Source organism: Chlorogloea sp. CCALA 695 (assembly GCF_003003885.1).
Lineage (GTDB): Bacteria > Cyanobacteriota > Cyanobacteriia > Cyanobacteriales > Chroococcidiopsidaceae > Aliterella.
Window position 1 is genome coordinate 42,354 of sequence record NZ_PVWN01000005.1, and the last position, 25,176, is coordinate 67,529.

A 25,176-nucleotide genomic window follows, 5' to 3' on the forward strand; every position below is an offset into this window, starting at 1 on the left:
AGCGTGTAATTAAATCCAGCCATTAGCGATCGCCTGACACCGAGTTTTTGCCTTGAACTTCACCAAAACATTGTTCATGTGAAACTTAACTGTACTTTCGCTAATAATTAAATGCTGGGCAATGTAGCGATCGCGCTTTCCCTGCCTTAGTAAAGCCAAGCTCCCTAAATCGCGCTCTAATGTTTGGCTCAGTTACCTCCGCCTCAATGCCCCAAGAATTGCCGCTAACAACAGAATTGAGGCGCAAACTCACTGTTACTTTTGGATCTCAAACTACGGGTTGCCTATTTTGCTAGCTCAAAAAGCTTGTATCCACTCCTTAACTTCGTACTCTGTCCAAATCCCATTTTGCCAGTAAGGATCGGCTTCAACTAACTGGCGTACCGTCGCTTCAGTATCAGCCTTGTAAATCCCAAAAACTTTTGTTACGTCCTTAGTAGGGCCAATAGTAACTAAAACCCCAGATTGTTTCTGTTCGGCTAGTCCATCTAAATGAGCTTGACGGTAAGGATCGCGTTTTTCTAACACGTCCTCACAATAAGTTCCCCACATTACATATTTAGGCATGATTATTAACTTCTTAAATTGACACTGAACTTTTCGATTAGAGATTCTCGGACTTTTTGATGTACGGGTTCAACTTCGCTATCAGTTAAAGTGCGATCGCCTGCGCGATAAATTAGCCTGAATGCCAAGCTTCTTTGACCTTTAGGGACATTTTCACCCCGATACTCATCAAACAACTGTACCGATTCTAAAATTTCGCCCCCAGCGAAGGACATTACTTTAAGTAATTCTGCTACCGAAATCTCCCTAGCAGCAAAAAAGGCAATATCTCGATCCGTTGCAGGGTAGGTAGAATAATTTTGGAACTGATGCTTAGACACCACTTCCGCATCTACACCATCAACTAGCACATCTAAATATAGTTCAAAAGCATACACTGCATCGGGCAAATCTTTCTCTTTCCTCAATTGAGGATGCAACTGACCAAAGGTTCCTAGGCGATTTCCCTGCAACCACAAAGACGCTGTACGTCCTGGATGCAGGCGCGGATCTTGATGACTGGGTTGATACTCTACCTTTAAACCCAAACGCTGAAATACTCTCTCTAGTAAGCCTTTAGCTTCAAACCAATCAAGGGGACGACTTTTGCCGCCACGAGTCCACTTACCACTACTGGGATCGCCGCCCAAAATTCCGGCTAATTCTTCTGCTTCGGCGAGTCCTTCTTCATCTTGCCAAAAAATTCTGCCAATTTCAAAGCCATTAAGCGGTTGATTACCTTGAGAGTGGTTGTGTTCAAAAGCTGCAATCAAGCCCGAAACTAAGTCTATCCGCAAAGCAGAATATTCAGCAAATAAAGGGTTAGCTAAAACTATTTGCCGATCTTCTCCAGGTTTAACTAAAGAATAATGGATTAATTCTGTAAGTCCTGTAGCGCGAAAAGCCTCCCGAATTTGCCGCCTTAGCTGCTGCTCTAAACTAAGATAACCCGGCTCAGTTTTTTCGGGGAGAGTGTCGCAAAAGCGGTTGTAGCCGTAAACTCGACCAATTTCTTCAATTAAATCAATTTCCCGTTCCAAGTCTCGATGGCGGTAAGGGGGAACTTTTACCGTCCAAATTCGCTCCTCCTTTGGGTTAGGGGTAATAACACATCCCAGAGCGATCAATATCTGCTGCATTTGCTCGGCTGCCAATTCCCCCGTAGTTTCGCCTAAGTCTACAGGGCCAAGCAATTGATTTACGCGGTCTAAACGCAGTTCAATGGAGCGCGAGAAAGTTTCTAAGTTTGGGCGGGTATCGACAACAACTTGCGCCTCTATTACGCCGTGAGTTATCTCCTGAAGCAAATTTAAAGCGCGATCGCACGCTATCTCTAGTTCTACCGAATTTACACCCCGTTCGTAACGTGCCGATGCTTCACTGCGTAATCCCAAGCTTCTCGCCGAACGCCGAATTGCCGCACTATCAAATAATGCTGCTTCTAAGACTAAGTTCTTTGTCCCTTCATGCACCTCAGTTTCCGAGCCTCCCATCACCCCAGCAACGGCTACAGGCTTGTCATTGGCAGTAATTAGCAAGTTTTGGGTAGAGAGCATTCTATGTTGTCCGTCTAGAGTTTGTAAAGATTCTCCAGTTTCGGCAAAACGAACACCCATTGTTAGGCTATCTCCTCCAGCTACCGATTGTAGGCGATCGCCATCGAAAGCGTGTAAGGGCTGTCCCCATTCCAATAAAACGTAATTGGTAACATCTACAACATTGTTGATCGGTCGTACTCCCGCCCCTTGCAAGCGCTGCTGCAACCATGCAGGAGAAGGAGCGACTTTTACTTGAGATATTACCGTTCCAATATAAGTAGGATTAGCCGTCGTTGCTGATACCTTTAATTTCAAGCTACTTTCAGCGCTAGGTTTTTCAACTTTTGTCGCCCTTGGTAATTTTACTGATACCCCAGTCAAAGCTGCTACTTCTCGCGCCACCCCTACCATACTTAGAGCATCAGCACGATTTGCCGTTGCTGTCAAGTCTAAAATTACGTCATCTAAACCTAATAAAGGGCAAACATCACTACCTACTTTAAATAAACTTGAATTCTCCTCATTTACCTCCGCAAATATATGAATTCCTGCCGATTCTTTAGCTAAACCAACTTCCGCCAAAGAGCAGATCATCCCTTCAGAACGAACGCCCCGCAACTTTGCTGGGCGAATTTTTAAGTCTATTTTTGGTAAATAAGTACCAACAGTTGCTACCGCCACATAAATATCTGCTCGGACGTTAGCAGCCCCACAGACAATCTGCAATGGTTCCGAGCCAATGTCAACGGTTGTAACGCTTAATTTGTCGGCATTAGGGTGAGGAGTACAGGTCTGTACTCTACCGACGACAACACCGGAGGCCCAAGAGTTGCGATCTTCAATGTCTTCAACCTCAAACCCCGCCAACGTTAGGGTTTCGGCTAACTCCTCTGGAGAAAGTGTCAATGCTGGTTCTACCAGTTCCCGCAGCCAGTTAAGAGAGATACGCATGAAAAAAGTGCTTGCTTATGCTCAGGTCAGATTGATTATTTTACTGCGGTCTGGTAGAAAAACCAAATAGTTGGGAACTATAAACTTGAGAGTAAAAAACGTAACTTTTTGATGACAAAGGGATTCCCGTAGCTAGGCTTCCGTATTACGGAGTTAACAATGGGTGTAACTTTATCAAATCTTCAAAAAACTTTCAGCAAAAATGACTTTGTATTTGTGCATATTTATTTGGATAATTGAACTAGGGTACAACTATTCAAAAAACCCTAGCCCTAGGAGTTGACCCGTTCATGACTTACTGCCTAAATCCTAAATGTCGTCATCCAGAAAACCCTATAGATCGAGCTAAGTGCGAGTCCTGTGGCAATGATCTAGTCAGGTTGCGCGATCGCTATCGTGTATCCCAAGCTTTGGCTCATGGAGGGTTTGGTGCTACTTTTTTAGCCCAAGATGAAGGCTTACCCGGCGAACCAATTTGCGTTATTAAACAACTGCGCCTATCGGTTGACGATCCGAATGTGTTTGAAATGGCACGAGATTTGTTTGAACGCGAAGCTAAAACCCTAGGTAAAATAGGCAATCACCCGCAAGTACCGAGGTTGCTTGATTATTTTGAAGAAGATAATCAATTTTATTTAGTCCAAGAGTATGTCAATGGGCCGACCTTGCAACAAGAAGTCAAACGCTTTGGCGCTTTTAGTGAAGCTGGAGTTAAGCAATTTTTAAGCGAAATTTTACCGATAGTTCAGTACATCCACGATCAACGGGTAATTCATCGAGATATCAAGCCCGCTAACTTAATTCGGCGTGTGGAAGACTGCAAACTCGTGATGATTGACTTTGGTGCTGTCAAAAATGAAGTAAATAATACAATTAATAGTCAATCATTGCACACTACTGTTACTTCCTATGCTGTTGGCACGGCGGGTTTTGCGCCCCCCGAACAAATTGCTTTGCGCCCAGTTTATGCTAGTGATATTTATGCCGTAGGTGTAACTTGCATCTATTTACTTACAGCTAAAGCGCCTAAAGATTTTGATTACCATCCTTCTACAGGAGAAATGTTATGGGAGCAAAAAGTTCGCGTTAGCGATTCCTTAGCTAAAGTTCTCAAAAAAATGCTAGAGGCTTCCGTTCGTCATCGTTATCAATCTGCGACTGAGGTATTAGACGCTATTGAGCTTGAACCCTATGAAGACAGTTTAGCTAGTAGTATGGCTAGTAACCGCAAGTCGCTCCCAAATAGCGATAGATCCGGGTTCACGGATCGTTCTAATCCTGGAGAAGGTTACAATCCATCAATTGTCCAGATGGCAACATCAATCCGCGAAAGACGGGTCAAATCTATAGAATCTAATCCCAAGTCTAGTGTAGATGTTGCTCAAGAATTGAAATCAAAAACTTGGAAATCAAAAATAACCAGTTCAAGTATTCCTCTTACCAAAAATCTACCCGTTGCCAGGATAAATAGCCATACTTTACTGAGTGATTATATTAACGGCAAACGTGACTTTGCTATGCAAAACCTGAGTATGCTGGATTTAGAAAGGGCAGATTTAACCGAAGTAAATTTTCATGGTTGCAAGCTGCATAAAACTAATTTACACAAAGCAATTTTATTTAATAGCGATTTAGGGCAAGCAAGTCTCAATCAAGCATCTTTGAAAGAAGCTAACCTCAGCAAAGCTTATTTGAGCCATGCTGACTTGGAAGGCGCAGATTTACGGGGAGCAGATTTGAGTAATGCCTATCTCAATCATGCCAACTTACGCGGAGCTAATTTAAGCGGCGCCAACCTAACCAATGCTAAGGTTTCGGAGGAGCAGTTAGCAATGGCGAAAACTAATTGGATGACTATACGACCTAATGGTAAACGTTCGGTTTTGTAGAGACGTAGCAGTGTTACGTCTCTACTCAATTAATTTGTAAAACTACGTCTCTACTCAATTGATTTGTAAAACCTGTACTTGTTCTCCGGCGCTAACATGAGTTTGTCCTATAGGCAAAACAGCTAAACCATTGGTTTGAGCTAAGTTAATTAAATTCCCTGAACTTGAATTGCCTTTAGCAAGTAAAAATTCATATTTACCATTTACTAAATGCAACTGTCCCCACATATAACTTTCGCGTTTGCCATCAGAGGTTAAATCGTTACAACTGCGCGCTAATACAAACTTTGGTTGCCAGTTATGGGTTAAACCCGAAAGCTTCCGCAATGCAGGCTGCACAAAGCGCCAAAAAGTTACTAAAGCTGAAACCGGATTTCCGGGTAAACCAAAGTATAAAACCCTTTGTTTGGTTTTGGGCTTAGGAAAAGTAGCAACAGTTAGCGGTTTACCAGGTTTTATGCCGACAGCACGAATATGGATTGTTGCCCCCAATTGTTCTAAATTTTTATCTATATAGTCGTAATCTCCTACCGAAACACCTCCCGAAGACAAAACTACATCGGCTATAGATATCGCTTGAGAGATAGCTTTTTTGACGTATTCTGGGCGATCGCGCACAATTCCCATAGGTACAGGTTCCGAGCCAATTTGCGCCACTAAAGCCGCTAAAGCATACTGATTTGAATCGACTATCTGACCCATATGGAGGAGTTCATCAGGGGCGACTAATTCGTTGCCTGTAGACAAAATTGCCACGCGCGGACGGCGATAAACCGTTACTTCTCGACATTGCGCCGCCGCTAGTACGGCAATTTCTGCCGGATTAATTGTAATTCCGGGGGGTAGTAATTGCTCTCCGGCTTGGTAAAAAGAGGCACGATGGCGCACAAACTCCTGATTTTTGGGCGCTTCGAGAATTAATACGCGATCGCCTTCAATTTGCGTTTGTTCTTGCATCACAACAGTATCAGCCCCTTCAGGCATAACTGCTCCTGTAAAAATCCGGGCGGCTTGTCCAGATTTTAGGGGGCGCAAAGGTTTAACCCCGGCGGGGATTTCAAAGGCGATTTCTAAAGCTGTTGGTTGCTCTTTATTAGCGCCTTTAACATCGTCATAGCGTACCGCATAGCCATCCATTGCCGAATTATCCCAGTGGGGAAAATCTAGTTCGCTAGTGACAGGTATGGCTAAAATGCGATCAATCGCCGTTAATAAAGTTACAACCTCTCTATCCCACTTTTGATCTAAAGGCTGGACTAAATTAAAGATAATTGCCTCCGCATCGCTAACTTGTAGCATGACGATTTCTTACTCCCACTTTTTTACTAAACTATCAGTTTAAAAAAACATCCACAACCTTAATTTATTAATGGTTAACGAGCGGTGCGTCCAACTTAATATATTATTTACCTAGTTAAAACAGTTAATCTCAACTTTTTAGTTGCGCTCATCGCCGCTCTTGTGACAAAATAGATATTTGTGTAAAATTTCGCCTTGAGCAAAAAGCACTGATATTATGGCTAAAAGTAAGGGTGTACGGATTGTTGTGACTCTGGAATGTACAGAATGTCGCACCAATCTAGATAAGCGATCGCCGGGTGTATCTCGTTATACCAGCATGAAAAACCGCCGCAATACTACCGCAAGATTAGAATTAAAGAAATTTTGCCGCTACTGCAACCGTCACATTGTTCATAAGGAAATTAAGTAATATATGGCTTACTATCGTCGTCGGCTATCTCCAGTAAAGCCCCAAGATCCCATTGATTATAAAGACATCGATTTGCTGAGAAAGTTTGTTACCGAGCGCGGAAAGATTTTACCACGTCGGATTACTGGATTAACATCCAAGCAACAAAGAGATTTAGCTTTAGCAATTAAGCGAGCGCGAATTGTGGCTTTGATGCCGTTTATCAATGCTGAAGGATAAATTGTAAAAGACTGCGCTAAATTGGGCTATTTGTGGAAAAGTTAACAATTTTTTACGCTTGTTGTGGATAAGGGAACGCTAGTTGAATTTAAAGTCCAAAGCGATCGCAGGCTAGCGGTGGTAGACCGTCCTGATGGCAAAACGCGCTGGTTTGTAGTCGATGAACGCGGTACGGCTCACAGTTTAACGCCTCGACAAGTTACCTATAGCGTTCCTGGACAAACTTACAAAGCTACGGAAATTCCTAAGTTTTTAAAAGAAGTCCAACCTTATATAGACCCAACAAGCATAGAAATAGCCTGGGAGTTGTTAGTAGAACTCGGCGAGGAGAGTGTAAACCCACCAGCAATGGCAAACTTGCTGTTCTCCGAGCAAAACCCACCCCAGTGCTACGCGGCTCATTATTTGTTGTCGGAAGACAAGGTTTATTTCAAACAAAAAGGCGACTTTTACGAACCGCGCAGCGCGACCCAAGTAGCAGAACTCAAGCATCAGTTAGAAGTAGCCACCCTCCGCCAACAAGAGCAAGAGCAATTTTTTGAGCGGATTTCTCAAGTTTTAGCTGGTACAAACGTAGAATGGGAGAAGTATGATCGCCAAAGATTAGAAGCGATAGAACGTTTTGCTTTAACCAGTATTGAGGCAGGGCGGACGGGAGGAATGCCGGAACCTAATCGCAATCCTCCACCTCTAGTTATAGAAATTATGAATCATCTAGAACGCACCGCTACCCCGCAAGCGGCAATGCAGTTATTAGTTGATTTGGGCATTTGGAGCGAACACGAAAACTTGGTACTGCGGCGCTCATCAATTCCGAGTCAGTTTCCCCCAAAGGTATTAGAAATTGTGCAGCAGTGCTTAGATTCTCCACCGCCAGACTTAGACGTAAACCGTTTAGACTTAACAAAATTAAAAGTTTATACGATTGACGATGAAAGCACTAAGGAAATTGATGATGGTTTAAGTTGGGAATTGTTGGCTAATGGACAAGAAAAGCTATGGATACATATCGCCGATCCTACACGCTGGCTGATCCCAGAAGACGAATTAGATAAAGAAGCAAGAAGGCGCGGGACAACGGTGTACTTGCCCACAGGAATGGTGCCGATGTTTCCGGCAGTATTGGCTACAGGCCCAATGAGTTTAATTCAGGGGAAGGCTTGTTGCGCTTTGAGTTTTGGCGTAATTTTAGACGACCTAGGGGCGGTAGAAAGCTATAGCATTCATGCCAGTGTAATTAAACCTACCTATCGCCTAACTTATGAAGATGTAGATGAGATGTTGCAACTAGGAGTAAAGGCAGAACCAGAAATTGCCGCGATCGCCTTAAAGGCGCAATTGCGTAAAACTTGGCGACATTCTCAAGGGGCAATTAGCATTCATTTACCCGAAGCAAGTATTAAAGTTAAAGGCGACGAAATAACAATTAATGTTTTAGAAGATTCTATTTCCAGGCACTTAGTAGCAGAGATGATGATTTTGGCGGGAGAAGTTGCCGGACGCTACGGTCAAGTTCACAATATTGCCTTGCCTTTTCGCGGTCAGCCCCAGCCGGAACTACCATCGGCAGAAGAATTGCTCCAATTACCCGCCGGGCCTGTCCGTGCCTGCGGAATGCGCCGTTGTATGCCTAAAAGCGAGATGAGTATTACCCCTAATCGTCACGCAAGCTTGGGTTTGCCTGCTTATACTCAAGCAACCTCTCCGATTCGTCGATACAGCGATTTGCTGACTCATTTTCAACTCAAAGCTCACCTGCGGGGCGAGGATTTGCCTTTTTCTGACGAACAGCTTAAAGAAGTAATGTTAAGCGTGTTTAGCGTCACCCAAGAGGTAGTTTTGGTAGAACGTCAAACTAATCGTTATTGGAGTTTAGAGTACCTCCGCCGCCATCCACAGGAAGTATGGCAAGCCTTAGTTTTAATGTGGCTGCGGGAAGATACAGGTTTGGCACTGATATTGATTGAAGACTTGGGCTTGCAGTTGCCAATGCCCTTTAAACGCGATGTCGCCCTAGGCGAACAAGTATTAGTTAAGGCTGCCTATGTAGACCCCCGCCAAGATATCCTTCAGTTTCAAGAAGTAAGTCAATGTGAGGTTTAATCAGGGCGTTTAAAGTCTTGCAAAATTTCTGTAAGCGATAAATGTTTGCGAATATCCATCATTTCGGCTAAAGATGGCCCATCTAAATCGCTAGGTTGATCTCTTTCTGGTGGTAGTACAGTGACGATTGGGGAACTAGGCTTTACAGATTGGTTTTCTATTAATGGTGGCACTATTTCGGGAGTGATTTCCGCCATACCTGCATCTTGTTTGAGTAATAGTCGGCGCTGCTGGCGACGTGATCGCCCGCCTTTGAAAACTATTGGCAAATTTCGCCCTTTAAAAATTACTACGGTAGTAGCCACGCCAGCACCCAATAGAGCCATAGCCCACCAGTTTCTAAAGGCAGAATCAACTTTTTGGGTAGCTAGGGTGGTTTGTTTGCTAGGGTCTTTTGCTATCCGCCCAGTACTGGTTAAACTGATAATAGCTACCGAGGCGATCGCTATTGATAATACTCCCCCTCCCACTATTAGCAACCATGGATGAACTAAAAATCGTGATTTGGGAAGGTTGGACTTAGTTAGGCTGGGCGATCGCTCAGGAGTATGAGAATTTTTTGGCATGGCGATCTTCAACTACTATTTGTTAGCAAGCTTACTACAAATAATTGTCACCATAGCAGCCATTTATTTGACTGTAAGCGGCTTTAGATAAATGGGTAATTGGTAATTGGTAGAAATGAGGGGGAGACAGGATTGCAGAAAGGAAAAATCATTACACTTCCGCAATACCGAAAAATTCAAAAATTAACAGTAAAGCGATTAATGGGAACTGTAATCGCCCTTGTTGGTCAAACTACGGCTTTTAAATTAGGCAATTGATTTTAGCTACAAATAAGTTACTTATTTGCCCTGCTGCCAGTATTTATAAGCACTATAAGCCATCGTTACAACTCCCGTGACAATCGCCGTTTCATCCACATCAAACAACGGATGGTGTAAAGGATAATTGAGAGCGCGATCTTTGTAACCCACTCCTAAACGAAACATCATTCCTGGGGCGTGTTCTAGGTACATAGAGAAGTCTTCGGCCCCTAAAGAGGGTTCCGTAAGTACCAAAACGCGATCGTTCCCAAAAGCTTCTTCGGCGGCATTCTGTACCAACTGCGATAAAGCTAAATCGTTTTGCACCGATGGCACACCGGGACGATAATTAATGTGATAACGAGCGCCGTAACTATCGCAAACGCTAGAAACTATTTTAGTAATCCAATTAGGCAAGTTAGCGCGAGTTTCTGGGTGCAAGCTTCGCACCGTACCTAACAATTTTACGTGATCGGCAATTACATTTGGCGCTCTACCGCCGTTAATTTGTCCAATACTCAACACCATTGGGCGCAAAGGGTTCTGAGTGCGGCTAATTGCTTGCTGGAGATTCGTTATCACTTGCGAAGCAATCCAAATCGCATCTATAGCTTCGTGAGGTCTAGCACCATGGCCAGACTCCCCAATAATCTCTATTTCTAAGTCGTCGGCGGCGGCGGTTAACGCACCATAGCGGACACCAATCGACCCGGCGGTAATTGATGGAAAAACGTGCAAAGACAATATTGCCGTCACTTGATCCATTCCCCCATCGGCAATCATCCAACTCGCGCCTTGAGCAATTTCTTCGGCGGGTTGAAACAACAACCGCACATTACCAGGTAATTCCTTGGCTAATTGCGCCAAAATCATCGCTGTACCTAAGCCTACGGTTGTGTGTACGTCGTGTCCGCAGGCGTGCATGATTCCCGGTTCGCGCGAGGCATACTCTAAGAGCGTAAGTTCTTGAATGGGTAAAGCATCCATATCTGTCCGAATTGCCAATAATCGCTTATCTGTGCCATTGCCGATTACTTCGGCAACAACTCCAGTCTTACCTACTGTTTCGGTGACGCGAAGCCCACTTGAAGATAAAACCCCCGCCACAAAAGCAGCAGTTTTGTGTTCTTGGGCGCTTAATTCAGGGTGGAGGTGGAGGTGGCGGCGAATTTCAATTAGGCGATCGCGCAGGTTTTCTGCCAGTTCTTGAATACGAGTTAGCATTAATCAATTAATCGAGCGGCTTATCCCCCATCATAAAGAATTGTTAACAGCTAGGGAGATATTTTTAAACTACTTACCCCCCCTTAGGGCAGTAATATTTGGTAGCTAAGTTAGTAATAATTTGGGCATTAACTATACTTGATTGCTCGACAGTTTCTCTAGCCTGCTTTTGTTTGACTTCATCAAGAGAAAGTCCTGATTTTAGTTCGTTACACACTCTTTGAGCTTGCAAACTGCTCATTTCTGGCGATTGCTGCACGTTAGATAGCAAATTATCGCGTACTTCGGCGTACTGCATGACATTACGCTTGTATTCTCCTAAAAATGCTTCGTCGATATTAACTGGAAGTTTTGGCACAGTTTTTTGAGCGCCACAGAGGGAAGTTTGGGAAAAATCAATGGTGCTGCCAGAATTGGTAGTTAAAAAACAAGCGTAGTCTTGTTGCTGTTGAGCATAACTAATTCCTGGCAGCAGGCAAATAGCAGTAAAGGCGATCGCGCTTAGGTATTTAACGTTCATTTGGTTACGGAGATTAGAGTTCTGTACTTAGTAATCCCCAGTAACCAGAAAAACTAACATCCCAACCAAAAATCTTTAGTAACTACCAGTAGCGACGGTCGGAGGTTACTAAACCGCTAGGCGAAGTTGTTAGCCTAAACCTAGAACCGCGAAAATTAGCATAGGTTGTAGTTGCACCTTTAAAGTTAGCGCCATCTAGATTAGTAGCAAATAATCCTGCACGGCTCAAATTAGCATTTTCTAAGGTCGCTGATTTGAGGTTAGCACCTGTCAATGTAGCGCTGATTAAGTTAGCACCCGTCAAGTTAGCAACTTCTAAATTAGCTTCGGTTAAATCTGCATCAGCAAGATTGGTTTGAGATAAATCAGCTTGACTCAAGTTAGCGTTGCGTAAGTTAGCGCCACTAAGGTTGAGTTGCGAGAGGGGAGCGCCTGTTAAATCACACCTCGCACATAAACCCGTTTGTTTTAACTGTTCCAAGTCTTCGGGGCTATAAGCCATCGCTGGAGCCATTAAGCCCCAAGGAGCGAGTATAGTAATGAGTGCAATAATACTTAATTTCATTTTTTTGACGGCGCGTTGAATTTAGGTTAACTTCAAAAATATTTCCCAGCTAAATTTATCACCTTTAGCTCTAGCTTGGCGAGATGCCTATAGGGGTGATAGACGGCAGCGCTACTTAGTAGGTTCCGTACATTAGAGAGGTTACAACTATGATTCCCGGAGAAATAATCGTCAAATCAGGAGAAATTGAACTAAATGCCGGACTTGCGACTATAAAGTTAGTTGTGGCAAATATTGGCGATCGCCCAATTCAAATTGGCTCTCATTTTCACTTCTACGAAGTCAACGACGCTTTAAGTTTTGACCGCGACGAAACAAAGGGAATGCGCCTCGATATCCCCGCCGGAACAGCCGTGCGCTTTGAGCCAGGAGACGAAAAAGAAGTGACTTTAGTACCGTATACAGGTAGCCGCCAAGTTTACGGATTTAACAATAAAATTAACGGGTCGTTGGATAAATAAAGGAATATATGAGTTACCGCATGGATCGCCGCGCTTACGCCCAAACTTACGGCCCAACGAGAGGCGATCGCGTTCGTTTGGCGGATACAGAGTTATTTATTGAAGTAGAACAAGACTTTACTACCTATGGCGATGAAGTCAAGTTTGGCGGCGGGAAGGTAATCCGCGATGGTATGGGTCAATCTCCCCTCTCTAACGCCGATGGCGCGGTGGATCTAGTCATTACTAACGCTCTAATTCTCGATTGGTGGGGAATTGTTAAAGCCGATATTGGCATCAAAGACGGACGCATATTTAAAATTGGCAAAGCTGGCAACCCTTACATTCAAAACAATGTAGATATTATTATTGGTGCGGGTACAGAAGTAATCGCCGGGGAAGGTGCGATTATTACTGCCGGGGGAATAGATAGCCATATTCACTTTATTTGCCCGCAACAAATTGATTGTGCGATTTCATCAGGAATAACTACGATGATTGGCGGCGGTACAGGCCCAGCTACCGGAACAAATGCTACTACTTGCACTCCTGGAGTTTGGAACATTCATCGAATGCTACAAGCGGCGGATGCTTTTCCCGTCAATATTGGCTTTTTAGGTAAAGGTAATAGCAGCCAGCCTCAAGGACTTGTCGAGCAAGTAAATGCTGGGGTAATGGGGTTAAAACTCCATGAAGATTGGGGAACTACACCCGCCACTATCGATACTTGTCTCAGCGTCGCCGATGACTATGATGTGCAGGTGGCAATTCACACCGATACTCTCAACGAAGCTGGCTTTGTGGAAACAACGATCGCAGCTTTTAAGGGTCGCACTATTCACACTTACCACACCGAAGGCGCTGGGGGCGGTCATGCACCAGACATTATCAAAGTTTGCGGACAGAGTAACGTTTTGCCGTCTTCTACCAATCCTACCCGCCCTTATACTCTCAACACTTTAGACGAACATCTAGATATGCTGATGGTTTGTCATCACCTCGATCCGGATATTCCCGAAGATGTAGCTTTTGCTGAGTCGCGCATTCGCCGCGAAACTATTGCCGCCGAAGATATTTTGCACGATTTGGGCGCTTTTAGTATGATTTCTTCCGATTCTCAAGCTATGGGGCGAGTGGGAGAAGTAATTATTCGCACCTGGCAAACTGCACACAAAATGAAGGTGCAGCGAGGACAATTAACCGAAGATAGCCCCGATAATGACAACTACAGGGCGAAACGCTACATTGCTAAGTACACAATTAATCCTGCTATTACTCACGGCATTGCGGCTCATGTAGGTTCGGTAGAAGTCGGAAAATTGGCTGATTTGTGTCTGTGGAAACCAGCGTTTTTTGGAGTCAAACCCGAAATAGTTATCAAAGGTGGTGCGATCGCCTGGGCGCAAATGGGCGATGCTAATGCTAGTATTCCCACACCTGAACCCGTACATATGCGTCCGATGTTTGCCAGTTTTGGCGGTGCAATTGCGAGAAATAGCTTAACTTTCCTCTCTAAAGCCGCCCTAGAGCGCGAAATTCCAAAGCAGTTAAACTTGCAAAAAATGACTGTAGCAGTTTCTGGGACTAGGCAAATAACTAAGCAATCTATGAAGCTAAACGATGCAACCCCTCACATTGAAGTAGATCCCGAAACCTATACTGTTAGAGCCGATGGGCAATTGCTTACTTGCGAAAGCGCTACTATATTACCTCTAGCTCAACGTTACTTTTTGTTTTGACTTGCTTTAGTTTTCTTTTTTAACGTTAAAACTCCTTGCTTGCTAACTTGGTAAGCTTTGCCTACATAACCCGTGCGATCATAAAGAATCTGATGAGTATGTAAATTTAGTTTTGCTTCCTCCGCAAACTGAGGGCGGTAATAAGGTTTTAACTTTTCTGCTAAATTCATACTTTGAATTTGGGCGTGCAGTTTTTCCTCGTCTCCATCAAAATAAGCAATCCTTGCACTGTCGTTTTGTAAAAAGCTCAGAATGATTGGACTTGGAACCCCACCAATAGCTAAATAACCTTTTGTCAGCATTTCTACCCAAATCAACCCCAAACTACCCAAAAATATGAATAAAATACTGGCAAATCTTATAGAAAATGGGCTGAGAGTGCGATCGCTTACTTTATACCTGCTATTTCTTTTTCGTCCGGCGGTAAAACTAGGTAGCACCATAGTATTTTTTGAAAATTAGCTTTTAATTTAGCTTTGAATTGACTTTTTGGCAAAGCTAATCTGAAAAAATCACAAATCCTGGATATTTGTAAAAAATGCTACATTGACTCTTAGTTTGGTTAATTTATTCATAAATTCCTTAGCATTGGCAACTTCTATGCCCAAAATATTATCAGCAAATCGTCTAAGTTGCGCTGCTAAACTTAAGTCTTTTTTTAAACGACAATAACTAATAATTACGGTTAGATTTATAGGTCAATTTGTCGTAAATTTTGGGTTTAATAATCAATTTCTTGGTGGCAAACTCAATTAAAAGTTAAAAGTCAACAACAATTAGTAGGATATAAAGCAGTAAATAATCTGCCGCAAGTAAGAGGTTAATTGCGCGTTCAAAAGAAAAAATGATACAGGTAGAAGATGTATTTAAACAACTTAATTAGTTAAAAACAATCCCCTCCATGAGTTCGCTAGCTGCTATAGACCAGATACTTGTTGTTGATGACTCTCCTGATAACGTCTTTTTGATCCAAACCATTTTGGAAGAAGAAGGCTACGAAATCGCCACTGCCGAAAATGGCGTTTCGGCTTTAGCACAAATTGAACTTTCTCCGCCAGACTTGATTTTGTTAGATGTCATGATGCCGGGAATGGATGGCTTTGAAGTTACTAAGCGCCTCCGTGAAAATACTAAGCTGCCTTTTATTCCCATCCTCTTGATTACCGCTCACGATAAACCCAGTGTCGCCCAGGGCTTAGACATGGGAGCCGATGATTTTATCCGCAAGCCTGTAGAAGTAGATGAGTTATTGGCACGAGTACGAAGTTTACTGCGTCTCAAACACAGTGTAGACGAGCGCGACAGCATTGCCCGTCAAAGAGAAGATTATGTCTCTCGTCTTACTCACGACTTGCGTACTCCCTTAGTAGCCGCCGACCGGATGTTGATGCTATTTCAGCAAGGTGCTTTGGGAGAGCTTTCGTCTACTATGTTAGAAGCGATCGCTACTATGCAAAGGAGCAATCAAAACCTTTTGCAAATGGTCAATACTTTACTTGAAGTTTACCGCTTTGAAGCTGGGCGCAAAACTCTTAGCTTTTTCCCCATCGATTTACGTGCGTTGCTGCAAGAAGTTATCAATGAACTCACTCCCCTCGCTGCGGAGAAAAAATTAGCCATAATTGCCGAATTTAACCAACAAACACAGATTAACAAAGTTATGGGCGATCGCTTAGAACTTCATCGCTTATTTACTAATTTAGTTGGCAATGCTATTAAGTTTACCGATACAGGTTCTATTACTGTTCGTTTCAATCCGATTATTGAGCCGAAAAATCTTCCCCCCAGACAGCAAGCTACAGCTTACGTTGCCATTGAAATTGAAGATACAGGCGTAGGTATTGCAATTGGCGAACAAGCAACTATGTTTGAGCGCTTTCGCCAAGGCAGTCACAAGCGTTCGGGCAGTGGATTAGGTTTATACCTGTCTCGGCGCATTGTTGAAGCCCATCAAGGTACAATTCAACTTAGTTCAGAACTAGGCAAAGGTAGTATATTTACTGTTTATCTCCCTGCTTAGTAACTTGAAATAAGTATTTTTATTCTTTTTATAAAAAAAATATTTGATTAGGGGGGTTTTGGGTAGACAAATAGAACTATTTTTGTTAAAATGTTATAATGGGAGTGGTAATAAAAATAATATTTTAGTTAAACTTTCCAGTATAAATATACTACCAAAAAAGTCAAGACATTGCAAGGGTTTTCGTAAAATAAATTAATAAAATTTTCATCTCAAAATGCTTGCTCAAACAGAAGTCGCTCAAATTATTTCTAAACAACGCGAGTATTTCGGCAGTGGCAAAACAAAAGAAATAGATTTTAGGATTCATCAACTCAAAAAGTTAAAGAGCGCGATCGCCGAGAACTTTGAAACAATTACTCAATCTCTAAAAGCAGACTTAAATAAGCCCCAGTTTGAAGCATATCTGACCGAGCTTATAGTTACAAAAGAAATCGACTACGCCCTAAAAAAGATTAAATCATGGACTAAGCCCAAAAAAGTCTCAGTTTCTTTAGAGCAATTTCCAAGTTACGGCAGTATTTGCGCCGAACCTTTGGGAGTAGTGTTAATAATTGGCGCGTGGAATTATCCCCTGCAACTAATAATATCGCCTTTAGTAGGTGCGATCGCAGCAGGCAATTGCGTAGTAGTGAAACCGTCAGAAAATGCGCCCTACACATCTAAATTACTAGCAAAGATTATTCAACAATATTTTGACGAATCTTACATAGCCTTAGTAGAAGGAGATCGAGAGATAAGTCAGCAGCTATTGGCTCAAAAATGGGATCGAATCTTTTTTACAGGTAGTACCGCCATCGGCAAAATTGTCATGACAGCCGCCGCCAAACACTTAACGCCTGTGACTCTAGAACTTGGTGGCAAAAGCCCTTGTATTGTTGATAGTGATATTGATTTAGACTGTACTGCTAGGCGCATTGTGTGGGGAAAATTTGTGAATGCGGGGCAAACTTGCATTGCTCCCGATTATCTATTAGTAAATAGGGCAATTAGGCAAGAATTGTTAGCGGCTATTGCTAGGTACATCAAAGAATTTTTTGGTGATCGCCCCCAAAATAGCCCCGACTACGCCAGAATTATCGACGACAAGCAATTTTTTAGGTTAACTAACCTACTTGAAGAAAGTGAAATAGTTATTGGTGGCGAAACTAACGCTTTTGACCGATACATCGCGCCGACAGTGATAGACAATGTATCGTTAGAAGATGGGGTAATGCAAACTGAGATTTTTGGCCCAATTTTACCGATTATTGCCTACGATAATTTAATTGATGCGATCGCACTTATCAACAAGCTGCCCAAACCTCTAGCTATATACATTTTTTCTAGAAATAAAAGTTTGCAACGGCAAGTATGCAGTCAAACCTCGTCGGGGGGCGTTTGTATCAACGATACACTAATGCAATTTGGAGTTTCATCCTTACCTTTTGGTGGTGTCGGCGATAGTGGAATTGGTAGCTATCATGGCAAAGCAAGTTTTGACACCTTTTCTCACTACAAAAGTATTTTAAATAAATTCTTCCGCCTTGACTTCAACTTGCGCTACCCTCCCTACCGAGACAAACTAGCACTGCTTAAGAAAATACTTTTTAATTAAAGCGGTTTATTTAGTAACTGCTACAAGCTTGTTAAGCCTGTCCCCGTGCAAGAGATGAGCAAATAGAAAAAATGCAACTACAGCCCTCTCTCACCAATTACCAATTACCAATTCCCAATTCTAGTTAGTCACCGTACAACAGGGAACTAAAGGTTCTCTGGCAACAGTGTCTAAGCCAACAGAATCTAATAAATCTGCCCATTGGTTGACTAAAGCAGAATTATTTGGGCTAGATTTGCGGGTTTCAAATAGCGCTGTGAGGCTGTCATACCAAATACCATTGACTGCATATAGCGCGGCGCGGCTTTCTAGGGATGCTTGTTTTAATTCGCTTTGTAAGGCGGGATCGGGATTAATTCTTTGCACCCAACTATCGACAAATATATCTGCGGAGCGGTCTTGAGCATTACACACAATCGACAAATACCAGTGGTAACTTTTACCTACTTGCAAAGGTTTTAAACCCGGCAAATCACGGAAATTTATACTAGCTACACCACCAGTTTTAATTGGTTTGAGGTTTTTTTGATAAATCTCGTTATCGTTCTCATCTACTAAAGATAGTTCGAGGATATCTGCGGAAGTTTGCGGTACATAAAAGAAAATTACCGGATACTGCGAGGTTGTCATGCCTAAATTATTAGCGGGAACTAATGCTGTTAAAGTGCGATCGCTACTAGAACACCCTCCCCTAGTTGCACCTCCTTGTCTTGTCCCTGGTGCGCCTCGGTTTGAAGCTATAAAGATAGTTTTTGATGAGCCGCGACGAGCGTATTTACTCACGTTATTAATTGCGGCGGTAGCATAGCCATCGCCGGGACGCACGCTTAAAGCTCGTCTAAAATTAACCAAAGCGTTGCGATAATCTCTTTTAGCGGTAGCTGAATAGCCCCTCCGCATATATGTGTTGTACGCAGTGGTAGCTTGAGCAATAACTGTTGGCGTTTGGGGAGCAGCTATTATTGGCATTACAGGCGTTAAAAAAGTTGCAGCTATTATTGCAGGTAAGTATTTCAACCAAATATTGCATTTCATTAGAACCACTTTGTTTATTATTTTTGCTAGTTTTAGTAAAATTATCAGTAATAGTTATTAGTTAGATTGGTATCAAACTTTACCTTAATTTCATTATATCTTCTATCTAAACTTAGAATTGAGTCCGCTTAAGAGCGTGATATTTAATTAAACATGGTTGTTAAGGCAAATTTCGGATAAATAATAAATCTAGTTAAATATTATTTATCTGCTACTTGACTGTTAACAATTCTCTGATTTGTCAACAATAGCGCAACGGCAGCCTTTATAACCCAGTTTTATCGATATTTAGGTAGGGATCAATTAAGGCGGATCCAATGCGACAGGCGCAAGTAGCGATCACTAAAAGACAAATTTTGATTAAAGACGGACGTTTGCAAGGCTTAGGATTGTTGAATGGTTTACCTTTCTCTCAAGCAATGGTTGGCAATCCTTGGTAGTAGCGCTTTTTATTATTAACAGCTAAATTTTTAACATTAACTCAATATTTATGCAACTATATAGCAGTATATTTTTATTTTGTATGCTGTTGTACTTTGCTAGTGGTAGTAAACCTTTAGGAGCTGAGCAAATTGGCTAAAACAACCTTATAATCAGATTTTTTAAAGCAGCGCGCTCTGCATTTTTGGGTTGATTTCAGGAATTGCCGCCGATTTAGTTGAATAAGTTAAATAACGAACAATCAATCATCTCTATTGCATCGCCTAAATAAAAACACTTTCGGGAGCATCCCACACTATGCACAAAATAACATTGGAATGGGTGGAAGAAGGTCGCAACCGTTCTCAAACCTTTTCTTTTGACAAACCAAACGAGCCACCAATCCGTATTGGTAGAGATGAAAGTCAGTGCGATGTCATTGTCAAAGATCCAGCAAAAACTATTTCAGGCTTACACGTAGAAATAGTTTTTGACGTAGCAAGACATATTTTTTACCTGCGTAATCTTACTAAAAATAGGGACAAACCAAACCCTGCTTGGGTAAACGGGCAAAAAGTTGTGGGAAAAGACGTTGTTCTCTCTCGTCGCGCCATGATTCAACTGGGCAAGATCACACTGACAGCAAATGTTACTTCCGATGCGCCGGAAGATGTACCTGTAAACGGATTAAAATGCCATGTCTGCAATCATATTTCTCCCCAGGCAAGTTTGTCTCTAGTGTGTCAGTGGTGCGGAACTTCCTTAGCTTCAGCGCCAACGGCTGTTTACTTTCCCAACGAAAAACCCTAGTTAAATCTTTGCACTAAATACAGAAGCCTGATGGAAATTCAATTAAGCTGGGAAGACCCCACTTCCGGGGAGTTATTTGAACCACGTTTATCTGCGCCGATCGCTTTTGGTAGAGAAGCAGGTCAAATTCCGCCAACGATTAACGATGAGCAAGTCTCGCCGATTATTCTTGCTAGTAAGCAAGTTTCACGCTTTCATGCCTTAATTACCGTCAATAACGGGCAACTAACCATTGAAGATCGTAGCGCCAACGGTACTTTAATAAATGGACTTCGCATCACGCAATCAAGTCGTCCCCTAAATAGTGGCGATACCATTAAACTAGGCGCTTACGAAATTACCGTTACTATTGAGTCGATGGTAAATAATGTTGAGGCGACAGAAGTTGTCCTCACCGACCCTTCGGCAACAGAATTTATAGTTCCGTCTTCAACCATTGTCTTTAATCCAGAAACAGACATTTTAGAAGCTCAAGCTAGTATCCCGCAGGAAATAAGCATTCCTGGTCGTGCTTTTCCCCCAGCGTGTTTTGCTGCTGAGAGAGTATCTATTGCCGATATAAATGCCGCCGGATTGCCTATTGAAGAAAGCGACTATGTAGGCTTGGGCGCGGGGATGGGTAGTTTTACTTGGGCTGATACAATGCGCTGCTTCGGCGTAAAAGCCGAGCAAATTGTGATTTTAGGGATTGAGAAAAAGCCCTACGGTCGCTATCAACGTTTATGCCAAAACTCGCAAATTCCCTCCCACGAACGGCTGCGCTCCGGTTCTGACTCTTGCCCAGACAATATTTGGGGTTGGCCGGGCTATGCTTGGCGAGAGTCGTTTAAAGAGTTTTTTAGAGGACAAGTTAGTTCGTCAATTAAGCATCTGTGGCAAGTATTTTCTGAGCCAGTGTTAGCCGATACTTATACGCCCAAATCCGGCGATGTATTTGCCTCGGTAGACCGAGAAGCGGCGCGAATTGGCTGGGAAAAAATGTTACGTTACGGTCGCTTTCGGGCAATTCGTAAAACTGAAGATGGGCGTTATGTTATTGCTTATTCTCGCACTCAAGGCGATCGCCAAGATCACCGCTTTTTAATTACTCGTTACATCCACATGGCTCCCGGCTATCCAGCAATTAAGTTTTTACCAGACTTGCAAGCCTACCGGGAAAAGTACCGCGATTTTAAATCAGTAGTCAATGCTTACGAAGAACACGAACACGTCTACAAGCAATTAATTAGCAAAGGTGGGAGCATTATTGTCAGAGGTAGAGGCATTGTTGCTTCTCGAATTATTCAGCGCGTATCAGAAATTCGCCGCCAAAACCCTAAAGTAACAGTTTTGCATTTAATGCGATCTCCCAAACCTGAAGGTAACAAATTTGGAGTCGCCCAACGTAAAACCGAAAATCAGTGGGAATTTCAGCCCTACAACTGGCCCAAAGGTACGTGGGGGGGTGATATGAAGAAACGCTTAGAAGAAGGCAGTCCCGTCGAACGCCAGCGCTTGCTCACCGATTGGGGCGGCACTACTACCGCCGACCGCTCCGACTGGAAGCAAATTGTTAGTAAAGGATTACAAGAAGGGTGGTATGCGATCGCATTTGGGAAAGTAAATAGAGTCGAGCAAGACGATCAAGGGCGTTTAGTTACTTACTTAGAAAGCAGCAATATCAAGGGCGAAAGCAAGCTCAATGCCGACTTTATTATCGACTCTACAGGACTTGAAGCCAAACCCTCAGAAAGTCCTTTTCTCAACGATTTAGTTACTCATTACAGCTTACCGCTCAACCCCCTCGGACGGCTTTCCGTCGCTAATGACTTTGAGCTTGTAGAGATGCGAAACGATCGCGCGCGGATGTATGCAGCCGGGGTAATGACTCTCGGCGGCCCCTATGCTCCCGTAGATACATTTTTAGGGTTGCAGTACGCGGCGCAGTGCGCGGCGGATGGTTTAGCGAGAAATCGCGCGCCAAAAGCAAGCCGTCTCAATGGTTTGGGTTCTTTCATTCAATGGATCAAGTGGGCAACTAATCAAACACCATGACACCTATTTTATTTGGACGTTGGCAAACTCGGATATTTCTCCTTGCTACAATTGGATTAATTGTCAGCTTACCTTTTGCTTTGGGCATTATTGGGCCCACTCCCGACGGTAATTTTCACCCGATTTTCTTTTGGGTAGTATTTTGGGTAGGGGTTTTAGGCTTGCTGTGGGACATCCTGTACAACTATTTGCAACAGTATTTGTGGGATCACGATTGGCCCGGTGCGTTTCAATTTTTTGCCTGCATTGCCGAAGGTATTGTTTTAGGGTTGCTACTTAAGTTTGTTGGCTTACCTTTTGTAGTCCGCGATGTATTTAACCTGCCTTGGTTTATCGTTCATTATACGGCGGTTTCTATAGTCGCTTATTTCTTATCTTGGACTGTTATGCGAATATTATTTCCCCGGTGGCGCTTTAGAGGCGGTAAATGGGTTTGAAAGTTTATTTTTGATCTTCTTTGTAGAGACGTTGCAGTGCAACGTCTTTATTTTTTCGCTGATATGTTAAGAAACCTTAACTATATTAAAGTTTTTAGACTTTTATGTGTAGAGCTGCAAGCAACCTGATAAATTTAATGTTATCAGTACATTTACTTAAAAGTCTTTTATGAAACCTACACAACAATCAACTAACTTAGGCTCCACAATAGCTATGGGCGTTGCAGTGGCTTTAACAAGTGTCAGTATTATTACAATCATGTCCGCTTTTTAGGACTAAATCAATCTAATAGTTTTAATATTACTTTACAATACCTTCTCATGAATGAGAAGGTATATTTTTTGGAGAAATCCAAGCATGATTAAAGACGCTGAAGTAAGTTGCGTCCGTGAGTATCTGTTCCGCAGGTACTTAACAAATTATGAATAGCAGCAAGGTTTTGTACTTGTTGCGTTTCGGTGGGGCTAGGTTTCCAAGGATTGGGATTATTGTAGGCATAGTAAGTTTCTACCCCATCAATACCTAATTGGGCTACAGCCGGGATCAAATCGAAGTGAGACTTCTTATAACGTGCTGGGTGAGCGAGGACTGCAAGCCCTCCCGCTTGGTGAATAGAATCAATAACATTCTCCGCTTGATAACCCTCTCCTTTGACAGCGCCTCTTTGCAAATAAGGTTGTAAGCTAGGGTGTGATGGTTCAAAGCCATAGCCCAGAATATGTACTTCAACATTCAAAATCCGGGCATTAATTTCTACCCCACTCCAAAGTTGTGGCGCGGGTTTGTCGGTTTGGGGGTGACTCCATTTCCAATCTTCTAAATAACGTTGCGCCGTTTTATAGCCTAAAATAGTATGGTGATCGGTAATGGCTAAAGCTTGTAAACCAATAGCAATAGCGCGATCTATTAATTCTTCCGGCTGAAATTTGCCATCAGAATATACCGTGTGCATATGAAAGTTAAACCTGTAAGGACAACTTTCAGCATCAATAGTTGTAAAAACTTGCTGCAAACATTGAATTGAAGTAGAAGTTCGGGCAAAATTCACCGCCATAACCGCCTCTGAAGGAATAAATACCTCCCTCTACTAGCTCTAACACTCTGCTTTTGAGCAAAGATTGGTGGGGTAATTAGCCGCCACCCAACAAGTGCATTGCAAACCTTTGTGGCAAAGGCTAAATACAAATAACTAAGTTATCTGAAAACGCGAAGTCAAGTATTAGGGTAAAGGTTTATATATTTTAATAACTATATCTATTCTAAGAGGTTTCGTAAGCAACTTCTGAGGATAGATGCAAAAAATTGTCAGCCCCAATACTCTGCTCTCGTTATAGGGAGGAGTTTTAAGCTAAATAAAAATATGAAAATATTAGTATTAAACGCAGGTTCTAGCAGTCAAAAAAGTTGTTTGTATCAAATAGACGATAATTTACCAGATTTGCCTTTAAAGCCATTATGGTCAGCAAAAATTGACTGGACTTACTCCAAAGGGATAGCAAAGCTTAAAGTTAAAAGTAATAAAGGAGAATTGATAGAAGAATTATCAAGTAGCGATCGCATGGCGGTAATGTCTTGTCTGCTCGATAGTTTATACAAAGGCGAGACGCAAGTAATTGATAATTTATCAGAAATTAATATTGTCGGTCATCGGGTAGTACACGGCGGCGAACATTACCGAGAAGCTACGATAATTACACAAGCAGTAATTGATGCAATTTCTCGTCTTGCTAGTTTTGCACCTGTCCACAATCCGGTTAATTTAGAAGGAATTACCGCTATTGAACAAATATTACCCGATGTGCCGCAAGTAGCAGTATTTGATACAGCTTTTCATAGCCAATTACCAGCAATGGCGGCGGTTTATCCAATACCTTATGTATTTTTTGAGCAAGGTATTCGCCGCTATGGGTTTCACGGGATTAATCATGAATATTGCGCCCATCGTACTGCTCAATTGTTGAATAAAGATATAGAGTCATTGCGATTAATTACTTGTCATTTGGGTAATGGCTGCTCAATTGCGGCGATTCGCGGTGGAATTAGTATTGATACAACAATGGGGTTTACGCCTTTAGATGGGTTAATGATGGGTAGCCGCTCCGGTAGTGTCGATCCAGGGATTTTAATTCATCTACTGCGACAAGGTTATGACGCGGATAAGTTAGACGAAATGCTAAATATTGCTTCTGGATTAAAGGGTATTTCTGGTTTGTCTAACGATATGCGCCAGATTATTACAGCTAAAAAAGATAATTATCGCGCGGGGTTAGCTTTTGATATGTACGTGAAGTCGCTTTGTCAGCATATAGGCGCTATGTTAGTTACTTTAGGGGGCGTAGACGCGATCGCATTTACGGGCGGTGTGGGAGAATATCAGCCGCCGATAAGAGCCGCCGCTTGCGAAGCACTGGCATTTATGGGCATAAAAATTGACCCTGATAAAAATGCCGATTCGCCAATTGATACAGATATCGCTACCAATGATTCTAATGCAAGGGTTTTAGTTATTGAAGCTCAAGAAGATTGGGCGATCGCAAGTCAATGTTGGCAACTAGCTAAAGGGCAATAAAT

The 25,176-nt window shown here is 42.6% G+C and carries 24 protein-coding genes; 13 read left to right on the forward strand and 11 right to left on the reverse strand.

Features of this window, described 5'->3' with window-relative positions:
* Positions 1–9: 9 nt before the first annotated feature.
* The 3 genes from C7B70_RS04270 to pheT form a co-directional block, all read right to left on the reverse strand.
* A complete protein-coding gene (locus C7B70_RS04270) occupies positions 10–192 on the reverse strand; it encodes a helix-turn-helix transcriptional regulator (RefSeq protein ID WP_106367834.1) in 183 nt (60 codons plus the stop codon).
* 105 nt (positions 193–297) lie between these two features.
* On the reverse strand, positions 298–567 hold the full coding sequence (locus tag C7B70_RS04275) for a YciI family protein (protein WP_106367835.1): 270 nt from the start codon (positions 565–567) through the stop codon (positions 298–300).
* A 5-nt stretch (positions 568–572) separates the two neighbouring features.
* Complete coding sequence (pheT, locus tag C7B70_RS04280) at positions 573–3,035, reverse strand: phenylalanine--tRNA ligase subunit beta (protein ID WP_106367836.1); 2,463 nt, start codon at positions 3,033–3,035, stop codon at positions 573–575.
* Positions 3,036–3,325: 290 nt separating this feature from the next.
* On the opposite strand from pheT, the gene C7B70_RS04285 reads away from it, so the two are divergent.
* Positions 3,326–4,924, forward strand: a complete 1,599-nt coding sequence (locus C7B70_RS04285) for a serine/threonine-protein kinase (protein ID WP_106367837.1) — start codon at positions 3,326–3,328, stop codon at positions 4,922–4,924.
* A gap of 54 nt (positions 4,925–4,978) precedes the next feature.
* Here C7B70_RS04285 and glp read toward each other — a convergent pair whose 3' ends face one another.
* A complete protein-coding gene (gene glp, locus C7B70_RS04290) occupies positions 4,979–6,223 on the reverse strand; it encodes a gephyrin-like molybdotransferase Glp (RefSeq protein WP_106367838.1) in 1,245 nt (414 codons plus the stop codon).
* A gap of 217 nt (positions 6,224–6,440) precedes the next feature.
* Here glp and rpmG point away from each other — a divergent pair, with 217 nt between their 5' ends.
* The 3 genes from rpmG (at position 6,441) to C7B70_RS04305 (ending at position 8,957) form a co-directional block, all read left to right on the forward strand.
* Positions 6,441–6,635, forward strand: a complete 195-nt coding sequence (rpmG, locus tag C7B70_RS04295; RefSeq protein ID WP_009631295.1) for a 50S ribosomal protein L33 — start codon at positions 6,441–6,443, stop codon at positions 6,633–6,635.
* Between the two features lie 3 nt (positions 6,636–6,638).
* Positions 6,639–6,854 carry a 30S ribosomal protein S18 gene (gene rpsR / locus C7B70_RS04300; RefSeq protein WP_106367839.1) on the forward strand — a complete coding sequence of 72 codons (216 nt, stop codon included), beginning with the start codon at positions 6,639–6,641 and terminating at the stop codon, positions 6,852–6,854.
* A gap of 63 nt (positions 6,855–6,917) precedes the next feature.
* Positions 6,918–8,957, forward strand: a complete 2,040-nt coding sequence (locus C7B70_RS04305; protein WP_106367840.1) for a ribonuclease catalytic domain-containing protein — start codon at positions 6,918–6,920, stop codon at positions 8,955–8,957.
* Here the strand turns inward: C7B70_RS04305 and C7B70_RS04310 are convergent.
* The 4 genes from C7B70_RS04310 to C7B70_RS04325 form a co-directional block, all read right to left on the reverse strand.
* Entirely contained in the window at positions 8,954–9,523 is a 570-nt protein-coding gene (locus C7B70_RS04310) for a hypothetical protein (RefSeq protein WP_106367841.1), read from the reverse strand. The two genes, C7B70_RS04305 and C7B70_RS04310, sit on opposite strands and share 4 nt — an antisense overlap.
* Positions 9,524–9,802: 279 nt before the next feature.
* Positions 9,803–10,987, reverse strand: coding sequence for a M20 family metallopeptidase (locus C7B70_RS04315; RefSeq protein WP_106367842.1), 1,185 nt, complete (start codon positions 10,985–10,987; stop codon positions 9,803–9,805).
* Between the two features lie 73 nt (positions 10,988–11,060).
* Entirely contained in the window at positions 11,061–11,507 is a 447-nt protein-coding gene (locus C7B70_RS04320; RefSeq protein WP_106367843.1) for a DUF732 domain-containing protein, read from the reverse strand.
* An 82-nt stretch (positions 11,508–11,589) separates the two neighbouring features.
* A complete protein-coding gene (locus C7B70_RS04325; protein WP_106367844.1) occupies positions 11,590–12,072 on the reverse strand; it encodes a pentapeptide repeat-containing protein in 483 nt (160 codons plus the stop codon).
* A gap of 149 nt (positions 12,073–12,221) precedes the next feature.
* On the opposite strand from C7B70_RS04325, the gene C7B70_RS04330 reads away from it, so the two are divergent.
* Both C7B70_RS04330 and ureC read left to right on the forward strand, forming a co-directional pair.
* Complete coding sequence (locus C7B70_RS04330; RefSeq protein ID WP_106367845.1) at positions 12,222–12,533, forward strand: urease subunit beta; 312 nt, start codon at positions 12,222–12,224, stop codon at positions 12,531–12,533.
* A gap of 8 nt (positions 12,534–12,541) precedes the next feature.
* A complete protein-coding gene (gene ureC, locus C7B70_RS04335; RefSeq protein WP_106367846.1) occupies positions 12,542–14,251 on the forward strand; it encodes an urease subunit alpha in 1,710 nt (569 codons plus the stop codon).
* Here the strand turns inward: ureC and C7B70_RS04340 are convergent.
* Entirely contained in the window at positions 14,236–14,694 is a 459-nt protein-coding gene (locus C7B70_RS04340) for a hypothetical protein (protein WP_106367847.1), read from the reverse strand. The two genes, ureC and C7B70_RS04340, sit on opposite strands and share 16 nt — an antisense overlap.
* 458 nt (positions 14,695–15,152) lie before the next feature.
* On the opposite strand from C7B70_RS04340, the gene C7B70_RS04345 reads away from it, so the two are divergent.
* Both C7B70_RS04345 and C7B70_RS04350 read left to right on the forward strand, forming a co-directional pair.
* Entirely contained in the window at positions 15,153–16,271 is a 1,119-nt protein-coding gene (locus C7B70_RS04345) for a hybrid sensor histidine kinase/response regulator (protein ID WP_106367848.1), read from the forward strand.
* Between the two features lie 217 nt (positions 16,272–16,488).
* Positions 16,489–17,868, forward strand: a complete 1,380-nt coding sequence (locus C7B70_RS04350; RefSeq protein WP_106367849.1) for an aldehyde dehydrogenase — start codon at positions 16,489–16,491, stop codon at positions 17,866–17,868.
* Between the two features lie 120 nt (positions 17,869–17,988).
* Here the strand turns inward: C7B70_RS04350 and C7B70_RS04355 are convergent, their stop codons facing one another.
* The gene (locus tag C7B70_RS04355; RefSeq protein WP_106367850.1) at positions 17,989–18,903 is read right to left on the reverse strand and encodes a DUF928 domain-containing protein; all 915 of its coding nucleotides are present in this window, start codon (positions 18,901–18,903) and stop codon (positions 17,989–17,991) included.
* Between the two features lie 317 nt (positions 18,904–19,220).
* On the opposite strand from C7B70_RS04355, the gene C7B70_RS28240 reads away from it, so the two are divergent.
* From C7B70_RS28240 to C7B70_RS04370, 4 genes are all read left to right on the forward strand, one after another.
* Positions 19,221–19,343, forward strand: a complete 123-nt coding sequence (locus C7B70_RS28240) for a hypothetical protein (protein WP_255409308.1) — start codon at positions 19,221–19,223, stop codon at positions 19,341–19,343.
* A 298-nt stretch (positions 19,344–19,641) separates the two neighbouring features.
* Positions 19,642–20,133: an FHA domain-containing protein gene (locus C7B70_RS04360; protein ID WP_106367851.1), complete on the forward strand. Its 492-nt coding sequence runs from the start codon at positions 19,642–19,644 to the stop codon at positions 20,131–20,133.
* A gap of 30 nt (positions 20,134–20,163) precedes the next feature.
* On the forward strand, positions 20,164–22,167 hold the full coding sequence (locus C7B70_RS04365; RefSeq protein WP_106367852.1) for an FHA domain-containing protein: 2,004 nt from the start codon (positions 20,164–20,166) through the stop codon (positions 22,165–22,167).
* On the forward strand, positions 22,164–22,604 hold the full coding sequence (locus tag C7B70_RS04370; RefSeq protein ID WP_106367853.1) for a hypothetical protein: 441 nt from the start codon (positions 22,164–22,166) through the stop codon (positions 22,602–22,604). The genes C7B70_RS04365 and C7B70_RS04370 overlap by 4 nt, the downstream gene beginning before the upstream one ends.
* A gap of 362 nt (positions 22,605–22,966) precedes the next feature.
* Here the strand turns inward: C7B70_RS04370 and C7B70_RS04375 are convergent, their stop codons facing one another.
* Entirely contained in the window at positions 22,967–23,659 is a 693-nt protein-coding gene (locus tag C7B70_RS04375) for a PHP domain-containing protein (protein WP_106367854.1), read from the reverse strand.
* A 306-nt stretch (positions 23,660–23,965) separates the two neighbouring features.
* On the opposite strand from C7B70_RS04375, the gene C7B70_RS04380 reads away from it, so the two are divergent.
* On the forward strand, positions 23,966–25,174 hold the full coding sequence (locus C7B70_RS04380; RefSeq protein ID WP_106367855.1) for an acetate/propionate family kinase: 1,209 nt from the start codon (positions 23,966–23,968) through the stop codon (positions 25,172–25,174).
* Positions 25,175–25,176 lie beyond the last annotated feature (2 nt).

Coding starts and splice junctions, on each gene's coding strand:
- ureC (WP_106367846.1), top strand. CDS start 12,542: ATGAGTTACCGCATGGATCGCCGCGCTTACGCCCAAACTTACGGCCCA.
- C7B70_RS04330 (WP_106367845.1), top strand. CDS start 12,222: ATGATTCCCGGAGAAATAATCGTCAAATCAGGAGAAATTGAACTAAAT.
- C7B70_RS04310 (WP_106367841.1), bottom strand. CDS start 9,523: ATGCCAAAAAATTCTCATACTCCTGAGCGATCGCCCAGCCTAACTAAG.
- C7B70_RS04375 (WP_106367854.1), bottom strand. CDS start 23,659: ATGGCGGTGAATTTTGCCCGAACTTCTACTTCAATTCAATGTTTGCAG.
- C7B70_RS04325 (WP_106367844.1), bottom strand. CDS start 12,072: ATGAAATTAAGTATTATTGCACTCATTACTATACTCGCTCCTTGGGGC.
- C7B70_RS04315 (WP_106367842.1), bottom strand. CDS start 10,987: ATGCTAACTCGTATTCAAGAACTGGCAGAAAACCTGCGCGATCGCCTA.
- C7B70_RS04350 (WP_106367849.1), top strand. CDS start 16,489: ATGCTTGCTCAAACAGAAGTCGCTCAAATTATTTCTAAACAACGCGAG.
- C7B70_RS04275 (WP_106367835.1), bottom strand. CDS start 567: ATGCCTAAATATGTAATGTGGGGAACTTATTGTGAGGACGTGTTAGAA.
- rpmG (WP_009631295.1), top strand. CDS start 6,441: ATGGCTAAAAGTAAGGGTGTACGGATTGTTGTGACTCTGGAATGTACA.
- pheT (WP_106367836.1), bottom strand. CDS start 3,035: ATGCGTATCTCTCTTAACTGGCTGCGGGAACTGGTAGAACCAGCATTG.
- glp (WP_106367838.1), bottom strand. CDS start 6,223: ATGCTACAAGTTAGCGATGCGGAGGCAATTATCTTTAATTTAGTCCAG.
- rpsR (WP_106367839.1), top strand. CDS start 6,639: ATGGCTTACTATCGTCGTCGGCTATCTCCAGTAAAGCCCCAAGATCCC.
- C7B70_RS04345 (WP_106367848.1), top strand. CDS start 15,153: ATGAGTTCGCTAGCTGCTATAGACCAGATACTTGTTGTTGATGACTCT.
- C7B70_RS04365 (WP_106367852.1), top strand. CDS start 20,164: ATGGAAATTCAATTAAGCTGGGAAGACCCCACTTCCGGGGAGTTATTT.
- C7B70_RS04355 (WP_106367850.1), bottom strand. CDS start 18,903: ATGAAATGCAATATTTGGTTGAAATACTTACCTGCAATAATAGCTGCA.
- C7B70_RS28240 (WP_255409308.1), top strand. CDS start 19,221: ATGCGACAGGCGCAAGTAGCGATCACTAAAAGACAAATTTTGATTAAA.
- C7B70_RS04320 (WP_106367843.1), bottom strand. CDS start 11,507: ATGAACGTTAAATACCTAAGCGCGATCGCCTTTACTGCTATTTGCCTG.
- C7B70_RS04340 (WP_106367847.1), bottom strand. CDS start 14,694: ATGGTGCTACCTAGTTTTACCGCCGGACGAAAAAGAAATAGCAGGTAT.
- C7B70_RS04285 (WP_106367837.1), top strand. CDS start 3,326: ATGACTTACTGCCTAAATCCTAAATGTCGTCATCCAGAAAACCCTATA.
- C7B70_RS04380 (WP_106367855.1), top strand. CDS start 23,966: ATGAAAATATTAGTATTAAACGCAGGTTCTAGCAGTCAAAAAAGTTGT.
- C7B70_RS04360 (WP_106367851.1), top strand. CDS start 19,642: ATGCACAAAATAACATTGGAATGGGTGGAAGAAGGTCGCAACCGTTCT.
- C7B70_RS04370 (WP_106367853.1), top strand. CDS start 22,164: ATGACACCTATTTTATTTGGACGTTGGCAAACTCGGATATTTCTCCTT.